This window comes from Chitinimonas naiadis (assembly GCF_054780835.1).
The window spans coordinates 941,034-959,756 of record NZ_BAAGVO010000004.1 but is presented as its reverse complement, the minus strand read 5'-3'; the positions used below and the strand labels follow the sequence as shown (position 1 = coordinate 959,756).

Sequence of the window (18,723 nt, the reverse complement as noted above, 5' to 3'; positions counted from 1 at the left end):
GCGTTTGCTACCAATGCCATTTTGCTGATACCTTTTTTGTATGAACCGCCCCCTCAAGCACAAGCAACTGGCGTGTTTTATCGCCGTGGCAGAAGAACTGAACTTCCGGCTCGCGGCGGAACGGCTGCACATGACGCAGCCACCCCTGAGCCGCCAGATCCAGCAATTGGAAGCGGTGCTGGGCGTGGCCCTGTTCGAGCGTAGCCGGCAAGGTGTACGCATTACCGAGGCCGGTGAGCGGTTTCTGCCGGATGCCCGCGCGCTGCTTGAGCAAGCGGACGCCATGCTGGAAAAAGCGCGCGACTATGCGACGGCACCTGGGCAGGCATTGAATATCGGCATCACCACGGTAGTAGATGCCCAGGCGCTACCGGACCTGGCATCCCTGTTCCAGTCGCAGCACCCAGGCATCAAGCTGAACGTCGTACCACAACGCTCGCTAGGCCTGATCAAGGCATTGAAGCGGGGGGAGTTGGATGTCGCCCTGATCGGTCTGCCCTCATTGACCGAAGACCTGCAGGTCGAGCGACTGTTTGACGACCCACTGGTCGTGGCAGTGCCTGCCAGACATCCACTGGCCCGTAAACGGCAGCTTGCGTTAGCAGACCTGCAGGCCGAGACCGTGTTCTGGTTCAGGCGGGCACTCAATCCCGCCTATTACGACCATTGCATGGGCCGCTTCAAGGCGTTCAACTTCTCGCCAGATTTCATCCCGGAGCCAGCCGATCACCATGTGCTGCTCGGCATGATCGCAAACGGCCAGGGTATCGCGCTCATCCCCGGCTCGCTCAAGGCCATCAAGCGCCAGGGTGTGGTCTACAAGCGGCTGCTGGAGGGGGAGCGGCTATCGATCGGTATTGGGGTGGCACTGCGACCGGATGAGGCGTCGGCGCTAGTTCGCGCGTTTGTGGAGAGCGTGCGAGGGTATTACGCACGCCGAAGCGAAGGCACACGCTTACCGTAGTATCGCTATCAGTCAAATTGGCATCAGCTTGCATGCATACCGGTTACGCCAAACGGTGGAAATTGAGCGCTACTACTGAGCCAGGCGCGGGCAGCTCGCAGCCCTGTAATCCGGCACCCACGCAGCATGACGCAAAGAGCAACGACCCGGTCACTGCAAGGGTGACCGGGTTGGCAAACTATCAGGCTATCAAGCTACGGGGATCGGGTTGTCGATCAGTGAGAGATTGAATTGCTCAATCAGTGTGTATTCACCACTGCCGGGGTTGTTCCTCAGGTCGCTGATGCGGTCGACGAAAGCTTCCGGGTTGTTGGTCGCGAGCTTGTCCATGGTCTCGTCAATGAAATCATTGAGTGGCATGGCGCGTGGGTCACCGCTCTTGTAGATCAGGTCGGTATCGACCCAGGGCGGGGCGATTTCCAGGACCTGGACCGTGCTATCGCGCAGGGCAAAGCGCTGCGACAGGGTGTAGGAGTGGATCGCTGCCTTCGTGGCTGAATACAGCGCGGTATTGGCCAATGGCAGGAAAGCCAGGACTGAGCTGTTATTGATCAGGTAGGCCTCCGGCTGCAATTTGAGGTGCTCCACAAAGGCGGCACTGACTCGCACTGGACCGAGTACATTGGTTTCCAGCAACTGCACGGCTTGCGCATCGTCGTGATTGCCGGTTCCTATTTCGTCGAACGGCATGATGCCGGCGTTGTTGATCACCACGTTAAGTGCCGGGTAACGGCTGGTCAGCTGTTCGGCGACGGCCTTGATCTGCGCCGCGTCGCTCACGTCCAGCTCAATCGAATCCATGCCCGGATTGGCGCGTGTCACCTCGTCCAGCAGCGCCTTGCGCCTGCCGGCGATGATCACTTTGTTGCCGCGTTGATGGAAGGCTTCAGCCAGACCACGACCAATGCCCGATGTGCCGCCAGTGATGAAAATAGTATTGCCGCTGAGTTTCATGATGAGGATGCCTCGTGGTGTTGGTCGGCGGATCAGGCTGCGAGATAGCGCGGTGCTGGCGTATTACTGGAGAGCTGGGTAGAGAGGGCGCGGCGTGCGGCCTCGTAGGCGTCCCAGTCTTCGAGCTTGTGCAGGGAGGGGATGGTGATCAGCTCACCACGGTCAAAGCCCACGAGGGCGGCGTCTACCATGTTCTCTGCCGTCATCACGATGGCTTGGTCCAGGTGTTCCACCGGCAGGCCGCCTGTGGCCCAGAAGTCGGTCGCGGTGGCGCCGGGCAGTACGGCCTGTACACGTATGCCTTTGCCGGCCAACTCATGGTGCAGGGAGAGGCTGAAGGCATGGACGTAGGCCTTGCTGCCCCCGTACACGCCGTTGAGGATCTCCGGCGCGATGCTCACGATGGACGAGATATTGATGACCGCCCCCTTGCCGCGTGCCACAAAGCCGGGGATGGCCGCGTAGGTCAGGCGGGTCAGCGCGGTGACGTTCAGGTCGATCATGGCGTGCATCTTGTCGATATCGCTATCGAGCAGCGGGGTGTGGGTGCCGATGCCGGCGTTGTTCACCAGCAGGGTGATGCTGGCGTCTTCCCTTAGTTTGGCTTCTACCGTGGCGAGGTCGGCCTTGTCGTTGAGATCCGCATCCAGGACTTCCACGCTCCGCTGGGTGGCACTGGTGATGCGCTGTGCCAGCTCGGTGAGACGAGCCCGGTTGCGGGCCACCAGGATCAGGTCATAGCCGCGGCGAGCAAGTCGTTCGGCGTAGATGGCGCCAATGCCGCTGGATGCGCCGGTGACCAATGCAGTGCCTTGATGTGCTTGGGACATGGTGTTTCTCCTTGCTGAAAGGTTGTCGGTTGGTGCTTGACGACATCCTAAGGGTCTTGAGTTTGTCTTGAATGACGTTTATGGTCATGATTCAGGACATACGACAAGGCGCAAGGTCATGCATCACATCGGCTATCTGCTGGCAGAAAACTTCCAGGTCATGGCCCTGGCCACGCAGACCGTGTTTGAGTACGCCAACATGGTGGCGGGCGAACCCTTCTACGTTGTGGGCAACTATTCATTGAACGGTGGGGAACTCAGATCGTCACTCGGCATGCATATCGGCACGCTGCCGCTGGCAACCAGTGGGCAGGTCGATACCTGGGTAGTCACTGGTGTGAATGATCCGATTGCGGTCCCGGCGCAGCCGGGCGTGCTTGCTTTTCTGAGCAAGGAGGGGCTGCGAGCACGTCGCATCGCGGCGATCTGTACGGGCGGCTTTGTGCTGGCAGAGGCCGGCTTGCTGGCGGGGCATCGCGCCACCACGCACTGGGCGTTTGCGCAAGCGCTGAAGCGTCGGCACCCGGATATCGTGGTGGAGGAAGACCGTATCTACATTGTTGACGGGCCGATCTGGACATCGGCCGGCATGACGGCAGGCCTCGATCTGGCGCTTGCCATGGTGGAGAAAGACCTGGGTAGCGAAATTGCGCGTTCGGTCGCCCGCAAGCTGGTCATGCACCAGCACCGTGCTGGAGGGCAATCACAGCACTCGGAAATGCTGAACCTCGCACCCAAGACAGACCGTATCCAGAATGTGCTCAACTATGCCCGCCAGAACCTGGCCTCCGCGCTGACGGTGGAAGATCTGGCCGATGCCGCCAACCTGAGTCCCCGACAATTCACCCGCGTTTTTACGGCTGAGACGGGCCAGTCGCCCGCCAAGGCCATAGAAGGGCTGCGCCTGGAGGCTGCCCGTCTGATGATCGAGCAAAGCCGCCATACGCTGGAGGTCATTGCCCGGGAGACCGGCTTCCGGGATCGTCGCCATATGCGGGAGGTGTTTATCCGTGGCTTTGGCATTGCGCCGCAGGCCTTGCGTCGTAGTCCTGATTGATGACTGATGGACCGGCGTTGTCGGTCGCTAGTCGGATGATCAACCCACTTGCTTCAAGGGGCGTGGGTGGGTTGAAAGCGTTAAGGGTCCGTCCCTTTGCAACTGGTTCAGTGTCTTAGCCAAAGTAGCAAGCGGTCCCGCCACCTTCTGCGTCCCCGATCACGGTAGGCGAGCTTACCGGGAACGGTGAGAGTGACTTCGGTGCCGCGCTCCGCTAGTGGATTGATGCGCAGCCGGGCACCGATGCGGTCGGCCCGCTCGCGCATGCCGCTCAGGCCCCAGTGGCCTAGTCGCTGGCCGGCTGTCAGGATCTCGGTATCCATCCCCTTGCCGTCGTCCTGGATATGGATCGCCAGCTGTTCCGGATCAAAGACCAGAAGCAGATGGATATGACTGGCCTGTGCATGGCGGAAGGCATTGCTCAGCGCTTCGCGGGCGACGCTGTAGGCCTCGTCATGGATGGCAGGTTTGAGCGGTATGGGCTCTCCATCCGTCCGCATGGTGAAGGTCGCAGGGTGGTCTGCTGCCATGCAGGCCCCGGCCTCGGCCAAGGCTGATCGCAGATCGCCATGCAGATCGTGGGAGAGGCGCAGCTCCATGACCTGGTCGCGGCCCTCGATCAACATGGCGTCGGCCTGGGCCAGTATCTGCTCTGCCCGCGCTTGTTCGTTCTCGTCCAGTGAGAGTCGGTTCGTCATGTTCTGAAAACGCAGGATTGTCGCCTGCATGCCTTGCAGCAGCGTGTCGTGTAGTGCTCGGGCAATGCGCTCCCGCTCCGTCAGCTTGATACGGGCCTGGCTGGTGAGCTGGCGTATGCGCCATTGGTAAAGCCCGTAACCAGCCAGCAGGATCAGGCAAAGGCACAGGGCCAGGAACAGGTGCGACTGCACAAAGGTGGGCGCGATGCTGAAGTTCAGGCTGTCGCCTACGGTGTTCCAGACACCATCCTCATTGCTGGCGACTACGCGGAAGTGATAATCGCCCGGTGCCAGGTTGGTATAGAAGGCGGCACGTCGCGTTCCTGCATCCTGCCAATCCTTGTCCACGCCTTCGAGCCGGTATTTGAAACGCACACGCTCCGGCATGGTGTAGCCCAGTGCGGTGTAGTCGATACGCAGGCTGCTGCTGCCGGCAGGGAGCTCGATGGGAACCCCGGCCGGGTAGTCCTGCTGGTCTGTATGGACACCAAGCACGTAGACCGGGGGGCTGAGTGGATTGCGGTGCAACCTGCCGGGGTTCAACCAGGCAATGCCGGCGTTGCCAACCACCCACAGCTTTCCGTCGGTGTTGAGCAAGGCAGACGCCATGCGCATCAGGTTCTGTGCGCGGCCAGGATAGCCGTCGAGGGTGTTGAACAATTCATGGCGCAGCATCTGGTCCGGGTTGGCCATGGCCGCCTGCCAATCCCGGGCGGTGACATGCACCAGGCCCTTGGCGCCATTGAGCCACACGTCGCCATCGGGTGTCGTTACGGCACCTGAGACATTCACCAGCAGCTCCGGGTCATCGGTCTTCAGCGTGACAAAGCGCTCGCCCTTGAGGACCACCGAACCGTTGTCACCCGATACCAGCAGGTCTTTGCCCGAATGAATATAGGAGGCCGCGCCGGTGTTCAGGCCATCCTTGGCAGTAAACCGGCGCTGTTTGCCATGCTCATAGCGGATAAGCTCGTTGTTGCGATAGCCCAGCCAGACAACGCCGGCCTCACTACTGGCAAGAAAGACCGGTGACTTGGGTAACCCGAGCGCTTCCGCACTCTCCCAGCGGCCATCGGTATAGCGATAGAGCCCGCGGCTCATGACGATGGTCCAGAGGCTGTGACCATCTTCCACCATGGTCATCACACCCCGGGCGAAATTCGATGACTGCCCTGGGGGAACGGCGCCATCAGGCAACGGTATGCGCTCGCTAACGTCACCGCGCTGCCGCTCGATCGCAGTATCGCTGCCCATCAGTACAGAACCGTGCATTCCGGCGGCGATACGAACGTACGTCGGGTTGGGGGCGGCGATCGGAGGGTGATTCTCCTGCAGCAGCCACCGCTGTCCTTTTTTATTGAGGGACGAAGCCCAAAGGCGGCCATCGGCATCTGCAGCGAGTTCGGTCAGACCAGCCAGCTCAGGCAAAGGGTAGGTGATCAGTTTGTTATGCCGGAATCGCTCCAGCCCCGCCCAGGTCGCTACCCAGATGTTGCCTTCCCGATCCTCCAGCATCGCCACCGTATTGATGCTGCTCAACTGCCAATGCTTATCGAGGCGGTCGGTCGCGTCGGTCTCTGGCTGCAATACTTGTTGGCTATGTAGGGCTGGTCCGGCAATGCGACAGATGCCGTTTGGACAGTTCACCGACCAGTAGCTGCCCTCCCGGTCGAACAGGCCGTAACGGGAGGTGGATTGGTTGATCCAGTCCGGGCGTGCCTGTGACGACGGGACGAGCGGCGCGGGTAAGCGTTGCACTCGCCGCACATCGGTGACCCAGATGCTGCCGTCGGGCGCCGCATCAAAGCTGCCGTTGCTCAGGCTGATGCCGGTGGGCGAAAAGCGCTCTGTCGTGCGGTCAAAGCGAAAAACCGCCTGGCCGTTGGCGGTCCAGAGCTCTCCATGGTGGTCCAGAAAGATGTTCTCGATCCGTGTACCCGGCAGCCCGCTTGCGGCACCCAGTTGCTGCCATTTTCCCTGTCTCAGGCGGTGCAGGCCGTTGTTGCTGGCAACCCAGGGCGTGCCGTCCGTATCGACAGTGATCTCGTAAGGCACGCCGAGAGGGGTTTGCTGCCGCGAGTGGTGCTGTAAACGTCCCTGATGCAGGCGGCTTACGCCACCCGTGATATAGCCGATCCACAAATCACCGTCGGGCGCGGCATAGAGCGTACCAATACGCCTGCCCAGCAGTTGTTCTCCCGGGTAGGGTTTGAAGGGTTCGAAGCGAACCCCGTCAGAGCGGTAGAGGCCGTTGTCGGTTGCCAGCCATAGCCAGCCATCCCGGGTCTGTGCCATGCCGGTAATCCCGCTGGGTGCACCTTGCTTGCTGGACCAGGTCTCGTGGTGGTAGTCCTCAAGGCGCAGGGTATCGTCCAGCGCTCGCGCGGGCAGGCATGCGACGATAAGTAACAGGATCAGGCTGCCGAGGATGCGGGCAAGGCGGGTAGCGCATGCTGGAGTTGTCGGAGTTGTCTCCAGAAAATCATGGGCGTATAGGATCAAGACATTGAATCTCAGGCTGTTATCAAGCAGGTGGTCTGGCGCGCAATACGCACTGAACCCGTTTGATCTCCTCCAGCCATTTTTTATTGGGGCTCGTGCGGGCATCCTACTGTAGTCGGGTATCGGAGCGCTACGGGGTTCGGCGCTTTTATTGCTTCAGTATGACGCAGCGTCAACTTGAACCCGGATTTCATGATCCGTACAAGCCCGGGGCCCTCAAGCGATCGAGTGCATTGACGCTTGATCGGCAACTGGCCAGCCTGCGGAGCGACCGGCCAGCCTGTCTCAATAGGGGGAACTAAGCCTTACGTGCCGCTACCGCACGCTGGTTGGAGGCATAGATGTTGTCGCGCTCCGCCGCCTTGCCGGTGGCGAGATTGTCTATCCACTCCGCCGTGGCCATCACCGCGGCGTAGGCCGACTGCATGACGACGATCACCGCCTTGTGTATCTCTTCTGCCGTCGCGCTACCCGCCTTGTTCGCATAGGGCAGGGAGCCTGATGCATCGTGCAGCAGCTCCACCGCGTACCCCTCGTGCATGGCCTGGCGTATGGTCGAGTCGTTACAGTTGTGGGTCATGTAACCGACGATGGTCAGCGTGTCGATATGGTTATCCCGCAACCAGGCGCCGAAGTCGGTCCCGGCAAAGGTACTGGGCAGGGTCTTTGTGACCAGATGGGCATGTGGGCGCGATGCGATCTCCGGGTGTAGTGCAACCCCGTGGCTTCCCTTGGCAAAGATGGGTGCGGCTTCCGGCAGAACATGCTGAACCAGCACCACCGGTACTGCGTGTGCCTGGGCCGCATCCATTGCCTTGAGGATATTGGGCAGGGAGACGCTCACAGGAGGGTATTCGATCAGGAAATTGCCCGAGATGTACTCGTTCTGGACATCGATGACGATCAGGGCACGGCGGGGCTCGGCGTGGGACATAAGGCTTCCTCTCGGTTTTGCAGACGCCCGGTTGGTGGCTTTGGGGCGATGTTGATCCCCGTCAGGCCGGTAGCCAGGGAGATGAGCGAAAGCGTAGGCCAGCTGAACGTGTTGCGAATCACGTCTATCAGGTATGCGTACCTAACTCCTATGGGGTAGGCGAGCCGCGAATTGCTTTGCAGACGCCGAGGAAGGCGCGCGGAGGCAGGTAAATCAGCGTGTTGTGATCAGATAGCCTCAGGAAACATATGGATGCCAAGGCTTGCTGGGCACTCCCCCATGAGCACGCTAATATACGCGCCAAATCAAGAACCAAGGCGACAGGTATGCGTGTTTCTGGGAGGGTGACAACTTGGGCGACAAGTCTTGCATTGGCGATGGCTTGCGTGCCTGCCATGGCACAACCCTTGTTGCTCAGGACGACGGATGTCGATAACAACCTGTTCCTGTTCAATCGCGGCGATCAGCAACTGCCGGGTGTCTGTGTCGACGTCATGCAGGCGATCGAGCAGGCCGACCCAGCCATCCGTTTCACGACCGAGAGTGCACCGCTCCCACTGGTCCGCCTGCAGATCTATGTCCAGAAGGGTTCGCTCGATGTCCTGTGCGGGCTGCTGAAGACCAGCGACCGTAAAGCCAACTTTATCTTTCCCGCCACCGCCTTGTTCCAGGCCCGTCACCGCCTTGCCGTGCGGGTAGACGAAGATGCGGCGGTCCATGGTTTTGACGACCTGCGTAAGCTCGGCCCCAAGGCGCCCATCATGACCACCCAGGGCAGCGCCTTTGCCAGCTACCTGCGCGAGCAGGAGCTGCTGTGGGTAGACCCGAACAACAAGGACAGCAGCATCATGCTGCGTCGTCTGGCAGAGGGGTATGGGCGGTTCTTCTACGGTGGCGAGGCTGCCATCCGCACCTATATCCGGCGCGAAGGATTGCAGGACAAGCTCAAGCTCCTGCCGACCGTATTTCGCGAAGAACCGGTCTATTTCGTGTTCGGCAAGCATCTACCCGCACAGGATGTGAAGCGGCTGGAGGCTGTCCTGGCCCAGTTGGGCAAACAGGGCGTCCTCAAGCGTATCTACCAGCGCTATACCGACGAGGAAGGCCATTGATTCCCCGGTAGCGCATCGCTACATACCCTGTTAACCGGATTGGCTGGTTTGTTACCAAGTTAACGATTGGCTAACACTTTCTGCGTGGACAGGCGTGCTGGCGCAATCGCACACTTTCAGTACTGCGATCTGTGCGTATCTCCCGCTGTGCCCAGCCTGTCTTCCAGGCCGATACGCCGCGTGATCGCAAAAGCCGATCACCCTACGCGAGCGATTGATGCCAGCATGACGATTGCCCTGAGCTACCCGGTGGAAGCCGTCGTCATCCGTCCGTTGGTACGAGAAGATGCCGAGTCTTTCATGCTGCTGCGACTGGCCCTGGCCGCGGAATCCGAACTGGCCATGGGCTGCACGCTGGAAGAAGAAGTTGCCCGGCCGATGGAGCGCTTCTACGACAACCTCTCCGCCGGCCCGCTCGCCACCATCTTCGGCGCTTTTGTCCATGACCGGCTCGTGGGTACGGCTGCCGTGATGGTGGGCGGGGAGCTGGTTTCCTACGCGCACAAATACCTGCTCTGGGGCGTGATCGTCTCGCCTGCCTACCGCCGCCGCGCTATCGCCCGCCGCTTGATCGAGACCGCGATCGACCATGCGCGTGCACAAGGCGCGTTGCATCTCAATCTATGCGTGTTCGAGCCCAACTATCCTGCTCGCCAGCTCTACGACGCTTTAGGCTTTCAGCCCTATGGCCGGGAACCGGGCGCGCTGTGCCTGCATGGGCAGTACTACGATGCCTGCCTGATGAATCTGAGACTGGCGGCTTGACGGGGTCGATCAAGAAAGGTTGCCCTGCAGGGTGGTAAAGCTGCAGAAGTGGCGATCTGAACAACCGGCCGGCCGTAGCCGTGCCGGTTGCAATGTACCGGGCTTGTTACTGGGCTGCTGGCGCATCCGGAGCAAAGTACAGCACGATGTTATCGATCAAGACGCGACGCTGCGGTGTACCCAGGTCGACAACCGCATAGTTGAAGGACTGCGTGAAGGTTGTGCCCGTCTTCTTCACCACCGCGTTGACGGTATCCACCTTGCCTGCCACAACGGGGCAGGCCGGGTCTTCCACATTGCCGGTGCTGAGCTGGTTGGTGATTTCCGTCGCCTGATCAAGACTGCTGCCACTGTACAAGCGCGGTGCCAGTGCGGCCGCGCAGTAGCTGCTGCTGCGGTTGTAGAGCGTGGCACCGAGCGCCACCAGCGGGCGCTTGCTTTCGATGATCAGGTAGCGCTGTTCATTGCGGCTGTCGCCCTGGCGAAGCAGAAATTGGCCGAACAGAGTGTCACGGGCCGGGGCTACGCCCTGGCGCCAGGGTACAAAGGCGAAATGTGCGTTGGGGCGATAGGTGAGCGGTTCGTTGCTGAAACCGACACGCAGGGCGCCGCGTGGTAATACGGCCTGATCATTCAGCCAAGTATGGCCCGGTGCCCATTGCTCGAAATTGACGGTGGTGGTCTCCAGCGTTTGACCACTGCTGCCGGTAATCAACGACAGCAGCATCTGGGTCAGATCCCAGCGTGCTGAGGCATCCTCGTAATACAGTTGGGCATCAGCGTGGCTCAGGCAACTTGCGGACAGCAGCAGGCCGGCCAATAAGGTTTTGGCTTTTTTCATGCTTGGTTTTCCTCCAGCGGGTTGAGAATTTGTCTTGTTTTAGCTACCGTATATGACATTCAGATATCCGCCAAGTGGCTGGTTGGATTATATTTTTCGTGTTTTTGGCAATCGAATATCAGTATTTCTGCATGGTTACGACAGTCTTGAGACGACAATGAGACAGCCTGAGCCGGACGGGTCGATACCATGCCGTTGGTATTGCCAAGCCTTGCTAAGCTGGCGCCGCTCTGGGTTTGTCCAGGGCCATGTGAGATCGGCTGTGGAGCAACAAGTGGTTGAGATGGTGCTGAGAAAGTCAGGCTGGAACGCGTTTCTTGTCGGCATGGGCTGCATGCTGGCCTGCCAGGTCTACGCTGCCGCGCCGTGCGATGCACCGGCAACCCTGAACGATGGCTGGGCAATCGCGCCGGCAGGGCAGACGGGCTTCGATACTGCGGGCCTGTGCGAAGTGCTCAAGGATTTCGCCGCCAGCCCGGCCAATTTCCACAGCCTAGTCGTGGAACGGCATGGCCAACTGGTGGCCGAGGTCTATCGGACCGGTAAGGACAAATCCATCGCGGATTTCTTCACCCACACCATCACCTTCGATGCCGGTCAGCGCCACGACGTGCGCTCGATCAGTAAATCGGTCGTGAGCCTCTTGTGGGGCATTGCCCAGGCCCAGGGCAAGACACCGCCGCTCGACACGCCGGTTGTCGATCTGCTGCCAGAACTGGCGCCGCTCAAGGGCGAAGGCCGCAGCGCGGTCACGCTGGCCCACCTGCTGACCATGAGCAGTGGCCTCGAGTGGCGCGAATCCGGCAACTACGGTGCGCTCAGCAATGATGAATTCGGCCTCTATTGGCGTTCTTCCCAGGCCCATTACCTGTTCGACCGCCCCATGGCGGCCACGCCGGGCACGCGCTTCAACTACAACGGTGGCGGTACTGCCGTGCTGGCCCAGATACTCAGCGAGCGGGTCGGCATGAGCCTGCCGGAATTCGCCCGCCGCTACCTGTTCGAGCCACTGGGCATTACCGACTGGCGCTGGCTCAGCGACTATCGCGGCCGTCCGCTGGCCTTTGCCGGCCTGCGCCTCAAGCCGCGCGATATCGCCCGCCTGGGCCGTCTGGTGCTGGCACAGGGTGTCTGGCAGGGCAGGCAGGTGGTACCTGCCGCCTGGCTGGCAGAATCGACCCGTGGCCAGATCACGACGGGTGACGGCCTGCGCTATGGCTACCAATGGTGGTCTGGCACCATTGAGGTACAGGACAAGACCCGTGGCTGGATAGGCGGGATCGGCAATGGTGGCCAGCGTCTCTATATGGTGCCGGAGCTGGACATGGTCATGGTGCTGACCGCCGGCGAGTACGATCAGCCGGAGATTGGCCATCTGGGCTACCAGTTCTTCAAGCGCGTGGCCGCAACGGTCACGGAGTAGGCGTCGCCGCCGGCCCGCCGTATGATCAGGTCATCTCACTGACCCGAGTGCTTCCCATGAGCCAACGCACCAACTCCGCCAACGTCGCCGGCGTGTTCGAGCCGTTTCATATCAGCGAAGTACCCTGGCAGCATTTCTCGCGAGGGGAGCGCTTCGGCCTGAGCTTCCAGCACCTCAGTGCATTTGGCGGTGGCACGCAGATCAGCGTGGCCATGGAGATGCTGCCGCCGGGCAAGCAGGCCAACCAGAGTCACTACCACCTGCTGGAAGAAGAGCACGTACTGATACTTGAAGGGAGCTTGACCCTGCAATTGGGTGACGAGCGCCACCTGCTGACGGTAGGTCACTACGTCTGCTTCCCCGCCGGGCAGCGCGTTGGCCACGCCATGGTGAACCACACGGCCGAACCCTGTCGCTACCTGGTCCTCGGCAATCCCAACCCGCATGATGTCGCGGTCCACCCGGAGACGGGCAGGGTAAGCGTCAAGATGATGGGGGAGGGTTATGACCTGTCGGCCAAAAAGGCTTACTGGGACGGCGTGGACGACGGCTCGTAGGCGGAGGGGGCGAGGGAAGGGGCAAACCTCACCACCGCCACGCACCCCACTCCATCTTCCCGATTCTGCAGTGCCAATGTCCCGTGATGCGCCTCCACGATCTGTCGGCACAGGACCAGACCAATACCCGATCCTTCCGGCTTGGTGGTGTAGAAAGGGACAAACAGATTGGTTGGGTTGGCGATGCCGCTGCCGCTGTCCAGTACGCTGATCTGCAGCGGCTGCGCCTGCCAGCGTATGGTGACGGGCGTGCCGCCTGCTTCGACACCGTTCTTGATCAGGTTGATCAGCAGTTGTTCGATCTGGCCCCGGTCGCCGTAGAAGGGGGCGGGTATTGTCGGGCCGTCGATCTGTAGCTGGGCTTCGGGCTGCAGGGCCGGCAGGCTCTGCAGCAGCGCGCCGAGGTCGAACACCTGTTTGTGCGGCTCTGGCAGGCGCGCCAGGGCGGCGTAGCGGCGGATGAATTCACCTAGCCGCTGCGCGCGTTCTTCGATGATCTCCAGTCCGTGCTGCAGGTCCTCGCTGCAATCCTCGGGCAGCGGGTCGGCCTGGGTCAGCTTGCGCAAGGTGGCGCTGACGCTGGCAATGGGGCCGAGCGAGTTGTTTACCTCGTGGCTCAAGACCCGGATCAGTTGCCGCCAGGCCTTGAGCTCTTCGCTGCGCAGTACCTGCTTCAGATCATTCACGAACAGCAAGGTGTGTTGGCGGCCTTCCGCACGGTAGCCACGTCGCCGCAATTGCCACAGCCCGGCGCCACCGGGGAAAACCCGCTCGGTAATCGCCTGCGGGTCCGCTGCCAGCAGATCGCTCAGGCCCATGCTGGCCGCTGGCTGGCCGAGCAACTGTTCGCTGCTTTGTTGCAGCAACTGGCAGGCTGCCGGGTTGGCCAGCCGTAGCAGGCCGTCTTCGTCCACGGCAAAGATGGCAACCTCGATGCCCTCCACCACGCTATCGACCAGGCGCAGGGCTTCTTCGGATTTGAGGCGTTGCTGGTGCAGGCTGCTGGCAAGCTGGTTGATCTCGCTCGCCAGTTCTGCCAGGGCATCATCCGGGCGGTGGCGCAGGCGCATGCTGTAGTCGCCCACACGGATCGCCGCGACCAGATTGCTGATGGTACGGCGCTGGTTCAGCGTCTGGCGGTGAACCGCCGTCACGCTGGCAATGACCGCAATACCGGTCAGGCACAGCAGCAGTATCTTGGGATAGATCAGCCAACCCAGCTGCCACACCAGCACGGCCTGCACCAGCCAGGCGGGCAGGCTGCCGGCCAGCAGAATGGCCAGCAGGCGCCGGTCGTGGCCTGCCGGTGCTGGCTTAGAGCTCATACTTTTGCAGACGACGGTAGAAGGCCGATCGGCTCAGGCCCAGTGCTTCTGCCGCAGCGTTGGCATTGCCGTTGTGACGGCGCAGTGCCGTGCGGATTAGCAGCTTCTCGGCTTCGTCGAGCGAGAGGGTATCGAGGTCGATGGTCGACGCACCTGCGGCTGCTGCGCTGGTCGTGTTGTGCGCCAGGCCCAGGTCATCGGCGGCGATCTCCTTGCCCGTCGCAAGCAGCGTTGCCCGCTCCATGGTGTGGGTCAGCTCCCGCACATTGCCTGGCCAGGGGTAGTTCTGCAGGGCAATGATGGCAGCGGCCGACAATGCCTTCTGTGGCCGGTTATAGCGCGTGGCGTAGCGGGCCAGGCCCTGTTGCGCCAGCGCGAAGATATCGTCCTTCCGTTCGCGCAAGGGCGGCAGGTGGATCTCCACGCTATTGAGGCGGTACAGCAGGTCGCGCCGGAACTGGCCTTGCGCGACCATATCCAGCAGGTTCGCGTTGGTTGCGGCGATCAAGCGCACATCGCTGTGCTGCCGGTGGCTGGAGCCCAGCCGTTCGAACTGGCCGGTTTCGATCACCTGCAAGAGTTTGGCTTGCTGGTTGAGCGGGATGTTGCCCACTTCATCCAGAAACAGCGTGCCCTGGTCGGCCAGTTCGAAGCGGCCGATGCGCGCCTCGCGGGCATCGGTGAACGCACCTTTCTGGTGGCCGAACATCTCGCTCTCGAACAGGCTGTCCGGTATCGCCCCCATATTGACGGTGATCAGGCTGCCTTCGGCCCGCGATGACTGCCGGTGTATCCACTCCGCCAACTGGCTCTTGCCGGTGCCGTTCTCACCGGTGATCAGGATGTTCACATCCGTCCCGGCCACCGACTGTACCTTGCTCATTACCGCCTGCATGGCGAGCGAGCCGCAGACCCAGTCCCGGTCCGGCGCGCCGGCTTTCAGCAGCCTGTTCTCCGCCGCCAGCCGGGCGCTCTGCTGCCGGCTTTGCCGCAGGGTGAGCAGGGTACGCACGATGCTGGCCAGCCGGGCGTTGTCCCAGGGCTTTTCGATAAAATCATTGGCGCCCTGGCGCATGGCATCGACCGCGATGCTCACCGCGCTCCAGGCGGTCATGGCGACCATGGGCAGGTCAGGGTATTGCGCACGGACGGCGGCGATCAGGTCCACGCCCTCCTGGCCGGAGGTCGTGTCGCGGCTGTAGTTGAGATCCAGCAACAGCAGGGCGTAGTCGGTCTCGCGCAGGGCGCTCAGGGCTTCGTCGGGGGAGGCGACGACATCGCAGGGCCAGCCTTCGCTCTTGAAGAAGAGCCGCAGGGCAGCGCGGATGGCGACGTCGTCGTCGCAGACCAGTATCGGCGGTTGGACAGGCACGGGGGTTTTCATGGGTAGCACGGCAGCAGGATACAAAGAAAACGGCCGATGGGCACGGCAAGGTGAAATTGTCGTGCCCATCGGCCTGGTGGGGGCGTCGCTTTGTTGTTTAACGCCTACTCATAGCGCAGCGCCGCGCTCGGAATCATTCGGATCGCCCGCCGGGCGGGGATGAGCGTCGCGATCAGGATCACCGTGATGATGACCGCACTGACCAGCACCATCGCTACGGGAACAGCCAGCCCTGCCTGGTAGAGGAACTCGGACATGGCGATGGTGACGCCCCAGCCCAGCAGCAGGCCCAACGGCAGGCCGATCAGCAATTGCCGTATGCCCCGGCGTAGCAGCAGACGCAGCACCGCCGCATCACTTGCCCCTACGGCACGGCGCACCCCCACTTCATGGGTACGCAGTGCTACCCCTCGGGCGGTGATGCCATAGATGCCGCTCACGGCCAGCAAAAGGCTGATCAGGCCCAGGGCCACACACCAGGCGCCGATCAGATCCAGGCCGCCAGTATTGTCCGCGTGCAATTGGTCAAAACTGTACAGTTCGACCGCCGCCAGGTTGGCATCAGCCCGGCTCACCGCCTGCCGGATCTGATCCAGCGTGGTGGCCATGTTCCCTGATCCAACCAGGGCAATGCGCAGCGACTTGGGCACAGACTGGTACTGGGTGATAGGTACGTAGATATTGGGGTTGGCAGCATCGACATCGCCACTCGGGCTGCCCTGCATGACCGGGCGGCTTACACCGACGATGGTATACCAGGCGGCTTTCGCATCCGGTGCGTCCAGCTTGATACGCTTGCCCAGGACCGACTGGCCACGCCAGAACGCCTGCACGAATGTACTGTCGACCACCGCGACCTTCAGGCTGTCTGCCCTGTCCTGGTCATTCAGCGCTCGGCCACTCAGCATCGGCACCTCCAGCGCCGAGAAATAGCCGTTGTTTACGGCGTAGATGCCCGCGACGGGATAGCGCTTGTCCGTAATCTGCATGCCTTCCGGTTGTATTTCGGTGGCCTCCTGCGTGCCATCACCGGGTAGCGCGGTGGTCAGGGCAAAGCGGGGCTGGCCGGGCAAGCTGCGCAAGGCCGTATCCAGTCGTTGCCAGAGTTGTGCACGACTATTTTCGTCCATCTCCGCGCGGCTGATGAGTTTGGCCGTCCCCACATCCTGCGTCCGACAACCATAGTCCGCCTGCAGGGTCTGGTGCATGGCGTAGGTCAGCACCACCGCTGCAATCAGCAACATGCTGCTGACAGCAATCTGTATGACCACCAGCGCACCGCTGAAGCGACCTGCAGCCCGGCCCTGGCCATGACGCGTGCCATCGCGCAGCACCATCATCAGGTCGGTCTTGGCATTGCGCCAGGCGGGCAGGAGGCCAATGACCAGTGTGGAAACCAGCGTCAGCACCACGGCGGTGATCACCACCGGCGTCGAGATATCGAAATGGATCCAGAACGGGGCTTCGGCTGCGCTGGGCAAGGAAGTAAAGATCTGATTGGTGGCCTCCAATGCCCAGGCCGCAAAGAACAAGCCGAGTACGCAGGCGCTGCTGGACAAGATCAGGCCTTCTGCCAGCATGTGGCGCAGCAGCCGGTGGCGAGGCGCGCCCAGTGCGGAGCGGATGGCCGTCTCCTGTTGTCGCTCGCTGGCCCGCGCCAGCAGCAGATTGCCGGCGTTGATCCAGACTAGCAGCAACAAAAGACCGGCCGCGCTGCCCAGTACCGTGTACATGCCCCGCACGCCCTGCACGCTACCTTGCACAAACGGTACGACCTTGGTGCCTATCACCTTGTTGGTCTTGGGCCAACTGGTTGCCAGCCGCTGGGAGATCAGGCTGATCTCGCCTGTGGCCTGGTCCATGCTCACACCCCGCTTGAGCCAGCCAAGAACGGTGACGCGGTTATCATCACCGGGGGCGTACTTTGCCGGTGGGGTGAAGGGCAGCCACAATTGCTCGCCGACCGGAAAACGAAAGCCGCTGGGCATCACACCCACGATCGTGGTCATGATTCCGTCGATCTTGACCTGGCTACCGACGATGTTGGGCTCGTTGTTAAAGTGTCTACGCCACATGTCGGCGCCGATGACGGCGACCGGTGCCGCACCGGCTGCTTCGTCCGTGGCATCGAGCTTGCGCCCCATCAGCGGTGCGGTGCCATGCAGCCCCCAGCTACCCGCCGAAACGCGCGCTGCCGTAAAGTTCTCCGGGTAGCGTTTGCCACCGACGGCCACCTTGCGCTGCTGGACGACATTGAGTGTCTGGAAGCTGGTCTGGGTCTTGCTGATTTCCAGAAAATCGCTGTAGCGGATGCGCGATCCATTTTCCCTGCCGCTGAATGTTTCCTTGATCACCGCCAGTTGCGAGAAGTTGGGCCAAGGCAGGCTGACAAAACCGATGGTATGGATCGCTGCCGCCATATAGATGGCAAAGGCGAGACCCGATGCCAGCGTCAGCAGCGTCAACAATGAAAAACCGGGCGCCTTCAGCAAGAGGCGCATGGCATAGCGCAGATCGGTCCACATCAGCGTGCTCCCAGTGTCATCGCGCCACGTTGGATCGCCTGGGCTGTATTCGCATGGTCTTCCACCACCCGGCCGTCAAACAACGACACGGTCCGCTTGGCGAGCGACGCCGAGCGCGGATCGTGCGTCACCATGCAGAGCGTGGCGCCGTCGGCATGGATCTGCGCCAGCAGGTTCATCACCAGCTCGGCATTGCGGGAGTCGAGGTTGCCTGTTGGCTCGTCAGCGAGGATCAGCGCCGGCTTGCCCACCAAAGCACGCGCCACGGCTACCCGCTGCTGCTGGCCGCCGGAGAGCTGGGCAGGGAAGTGACGGGCGCGGTGCCCCATGTCCACCCGTGCCAGTGCTTCCTTCACCAGCTCCTGGCAATCGCGCTTGCTCAGGTCCTGGCGATACTGCAGGGGCAGGCCCACGTTCTCTTCCACATTCAGGTCGGAGATCAGGTTGAAAGCCTGGAACACGAAGCCGATCTCGCGGTTACGCAACTGCGCACGGGCCTTGTTGTCCAGCGTCTCGACCGATTTTCCGGCCAGTTCGTACTGGCCGCCACTGGCGGTATCGAGCAGGCCGAGGATACCCAGTAGTGTCGATTTGCCGCAGCCCGATGGGCCGCTGATGGAGACGAACTCGCCGCGCTGTATCTGCAGATGGACGTCATCCAACGCGCGGGTTTCGATCTCGTCGGTCAAGAACGATTTGCTGATGCCTTGCAACTTGATTACGGTCTCTGACATGGTGTCTTCCTCTGGGCTGTCGTTGTTGCGTTCGCCTGATGGGGCAGGATGCTACTCGATTGTCGGGGTCGTGCCGGTTCGGGGCTGAATGGCCGCGCGCAGCCCAGGGCCAGGAGGC

General features: G+C 61.7%; 15 protein-coding genes. 6 read left to right on the top strand and 9 right to left on the bottom strand.

The genetic code is table 11. The features are described 5' to 3' along the window. The first annotated feature begins 40 nt into the window (after positions 1-40). Complete coding sequence (locus ACYVHK_RS10585) at positions 41-964, top strand: LysR family transcriptional regulator (protein ID WP_460531072.1); 924 nt, start codon at positions 41-43, stop codon at positions 962-964. A gap of 189 nt (positions 965-1,153) precedes the next feature. On the opposite strand, the gene ACYVHK_RS10580 is transcribed toward ACYVHK_RS10585, so the two are convergent. Beyond that, positions 1,154-1,918 carry an SDR family oxidoreductase gene (locus tag ACYVHK_RS10580; RefSeq protein ID WP_460531069.1) on the bottom strand — a complete coding sequence of 255 codons (765 nt, stop codon included), beginning with the start codon at positions 1,916-1,918 and terminating at the stop codon, positions 1,154-1,156. A gap of 32 nt (positions 1,919-1,950) precedes the next feature. Then, positions 1,951-2,748, bottom strand: a complete 798-nt coding sequence (locus tag ACYVHK_RS10575) for an SDR family NAD(P)-dependent oxidoreductase (RefSeq protein ID WP_460531065.1) — start codon at positions 2,746-2,748, stop codon at positions 1,951-1,953. 118 nt (positions 2,749-2,866) lie between these two features. Here ACYVHK_RS10575 and ACYVHK_RS10570 point away from each other — a divergent pair, with 118 nt between their 5' ends. Next, positions 2,867-3,805 (top strand): GlxA family transcriptional regulator, encoded by a 939-nt coding sequence (locus ACYVHK_RS10570; protein ID WP_460531062.1) that lies wholly within the window; start codon positions 2,867-2,869, stop codon positions 3,803-3,805. 107 nt (positions 3,806-3,912) lie between these two features. On the opposite strand, the gene ACYVHK_RS10565 is transcribed toward ACYVHK_RS10570, so the two are convergent. Next, complete coding sequence (locus ACYVHK_RS10565) at positions 3,913-7,005, bottom strand: sensor histidine kinase (protein WP_460531059.1); 3,093 nt, start codon at positions 7,003-7,005, stop codon at positions 3,913-3,915. Positions 7,006-7,303: 298 nt separating this feature from the next. Beyond that, complete coding sequence (locus tag ACYVHK_RS10560; protein ID WP_460531056.1) at positions 7,304-7,939, bottom strand: cysteine hydrolase family protein; 636 nt, start codon at positions 7,937-7,939, stop codon at positions 7,304-7,306. A gap of 395 nt (positions 7,940-8,334) precedes the next feature. Here ACYVHK_RS10560 and ACYVHK_RS10555 point away from each other — a divergent pair, with 395 nt between their 5' ends. Together ACYVHK_RS10555 and ACYVHK_RS10550 are read left to right on the top strand one after the other, a co-directional pair. Then, on the top strand, positions 8,335-9,051 hold the full coding sequence (locus ACYVHK_RS10555; protein ID WP_460531053.1) for a substrate-binding periplasmic protein: 717 nt from the start codon (positions 8,335-8,337) through the stop codon (positions 9,049-9,051). Positions 9,052-9,276: 225 nt separating this feature from the next. Further along, the gene (locus ACYVHK_RS10550; RefSeq protein WP_460531050.1) at positions 9,277-9,816 is read left to right on the top strand and encodes a GNAT family N-acetyltransferase; all 540 of its coding nucleotides are present in this window, start codon (positions 9,277-9,279) and stop codon (positions 9,814-9,816) included. A 106-nt stretch (positions 9,817-9,922) separates the two neighbouring features. On the opposite strand, the gene ACYVHK_RS10545 is transcribed toward ACYVHK_RS10550, so the two are convergent. Further along, positions 9,923-10,657: a hypothetical protein gene (locus tag ACYVHK_RS10545; RefSeq protein WP_460531047.1), complete on the bottom strand. Its 735-nt coding sequence runs from the start codon at positions 10,655-10,657 to the stop codon at positions 9,923-9,925. A 283-nt stretch (positions 10,658-10,940) separates the two neighbouring features. On the opposite strand from ACYVHK_RS10545, the gene ACYVHK_RS10540 reads away from it, so the two are divergent. Beyond that, positions 10,941-12,080 (top strand): serine hydrolase domain-containing protein, encoded by a 1,140-nt coding sequence (locus ACYVHK_RS10540; RefSeq protein WP_460534043.1) that lies wholly within the window; start codon positions 10,941-10,943, stop codon positions 12,078-12,080. A 56-nt stretch (positions 12,081-12,136) separates the two neighbouring features. Further along, the gene (locus tag ACYVHK_RS10535; RefSeq protein WP_460531044.1) at positions 12,137-12,637 is read left to right on the top strand and encodes a cupin domain-containing protein; all 501 of its coding nucleotides are present in this window, start codon (positions 12,137-12,139) and stop codon (positions 12,635-12,637) included. On the opposite strand, the gene ACYVHK_RS10530 is transcribed toward ACYVHK_RS10535, so the two are convergent. The 4 genes from ACYVHK_RS10530 to ACYVHK_RS10515 all read right to left on the bottom strand — a co-directional run bounded on the left by ACYVHK_RS10530 (position 12,607) and on the right by ACYVHK_RS10515 (position 18,605). After that, complete coding sequence (locus tag ACYVHK_RS10530; RefSeq protein WP_460531041.1) at positions 12,607-13,962, bottom strand: sensor histidine kinase; 1,356 nt, start codon at positions 13,960-13,962, stop codon at positions 12,607-12,609. The two genes, ACYVHK_RS10535 and ACYVHK_RS10530, sit on opposite strands and share 31 nt — an antisense overlap. Beyond that, the gene (locus ACYVHK_RS10525; protein WP_460531038.1) at positions 13,952-15,334 is read right to left on the bottom strand and encodes a sigma-54-dependent transcriptional regulator; all 1,383 of its coding nucleotides are present in this window, start codon (positions 15,332-15,334) and stop codon (positions 13,952-13,954) included. Before ACYVHK_RS10525 ends, ACYVHK_RS10530 begins: the two co-directional genes overlap by 11 nt. Before the next feature lie 116 nt (positions 15,335-15,450). Then, the gene (locus ACYVHK_RS10520; protein WP_460531035.1) at positions 15,451-17,871 is read right to left on the bottom strand and encodes an ADOP family protein; all 2,421 of its coding nucleotides are present in this window, start codon (positions 17,869-17,871) and stop codon (positions 15,451-15,453) included. Then, a complete protein-coding gene (locus ACYVHK_RS10515; RefSeq protein ID WP_460531032.1) occupies positions 17,871-18,605 on the bottom strand; it encodes an ABC transporter ATP-binding protein in 735 nt (244 codons plus the stop codon). The genes ACYVHK_RS10520 and ACYVHK_RS10515 overlap by 1 nt, the downstream gene beginning before the upstream one ends. Positions 18,606-18,723 lie beyond the last annotated feature (118 nt).

What these genes read in the sequence shown, in the direction of transcription:
- ACYVHK_RS10585 (WP_460531072.1), top strand. Translation starts at nt 41, where the DNA reads ATGAACCGCCCCCTCAAGCACAAGCAACTGGCGTGTTTTATCGCCGTG.
- ACYVHK_RS10580 (WP_460531069.1), bottom strand. Translation starts at nt 1,918, where the DNA reads ATGAAACTCAGCGGCAATACTATTTTCATCACTGGCGGCACATCGGGC.
- ACYVHK_RS10575 (WP_460531065.1), bottom strand. Translation starts at nt 2,748, where the DNA reads ATGTCCCAAGCACATCAAGGCACTGCATTGGTCACCGGCGCATCCAGC.
- ACYVHK_RS10570 (WP_460531062.1), top strand. Translation starts at nt 2,867, where the DNA reads ATGCATCACATCGGCTATCTGCTGGCAGAAAACTTCCAGGTCATGGCC.
- ACYVHK_RS10560 (WP_460531056.1), bottom strand. Translation starts at nt 7,939, where the DNA reads ATGTCCCACGCCGAGCCCCGCCGTGCCCTGATCGTCATCGATGTCCAG.
- ACYVHK_RS10555 (WP_460531053.1), top strand. Translation starts at nt 8,335, where the DNA reads ATGGCACAACCCTTGTTGCTCAGGACGACGGATGTCGATAACAACCTG.
- ACYVHK_RS10550 (WP_460531050.1), top strand. Translation starts at nt 9,277, where the DNA reads ATGACGATTGCCCTGAGCTACCCGGTGGAAGCCGTCGTCATCCGTCCG.
- ACYVHK_RS10545 (WP_460531047.1), bottom strand. Translation starts at nt 10,657, where the DNA reads ATGAAAAAAGCCAAAACCTTATTGGCCGGCCTGCTGCTGTCCGCAAGT.
- ACYVHK_RS10540 (WP_460534043.1), top strand. Translation starts at nt 10,941, where the DNA reads ATGGTGCTGAGAAAGTCAGGCTGGAACGCGTTTCTTGTCGGCATGGGC.
- ACYVHK_RS10535 (WP_460531044.1), top strand. Translation starts at nt 12,137, where the DNA reads ATGAGCCAACGCACCAACTCCGCCAACGTCGCCGGCGTGTTCGAGCCG.
- ACYVHK_RS10530 (WP_460531041.1), bottom strand. Translation starts at nt 13,962, where the DNA reads ATGAGCTCTAAGCCAGCACCGGCAGGCCACGACCGGCGCCTGCTGGCC.
- ACYVHK_RS10520 (WP_460531035.1), bottom strand. Translation starts at nt 17,871, where the DNA reads ATGTGGACCGATCTGCGCTATGCCATGCGCCTCTTGCTGAAGGCGCCC.
- ACYVHK_RS10515 (WP_460531032.1), bottom strand. Translation starts at nt 18,605, where the DNA reads ATGTCAGAGACCGTAATCAAGTTGCAAGGCATCAGCAAATCGTTCTTG.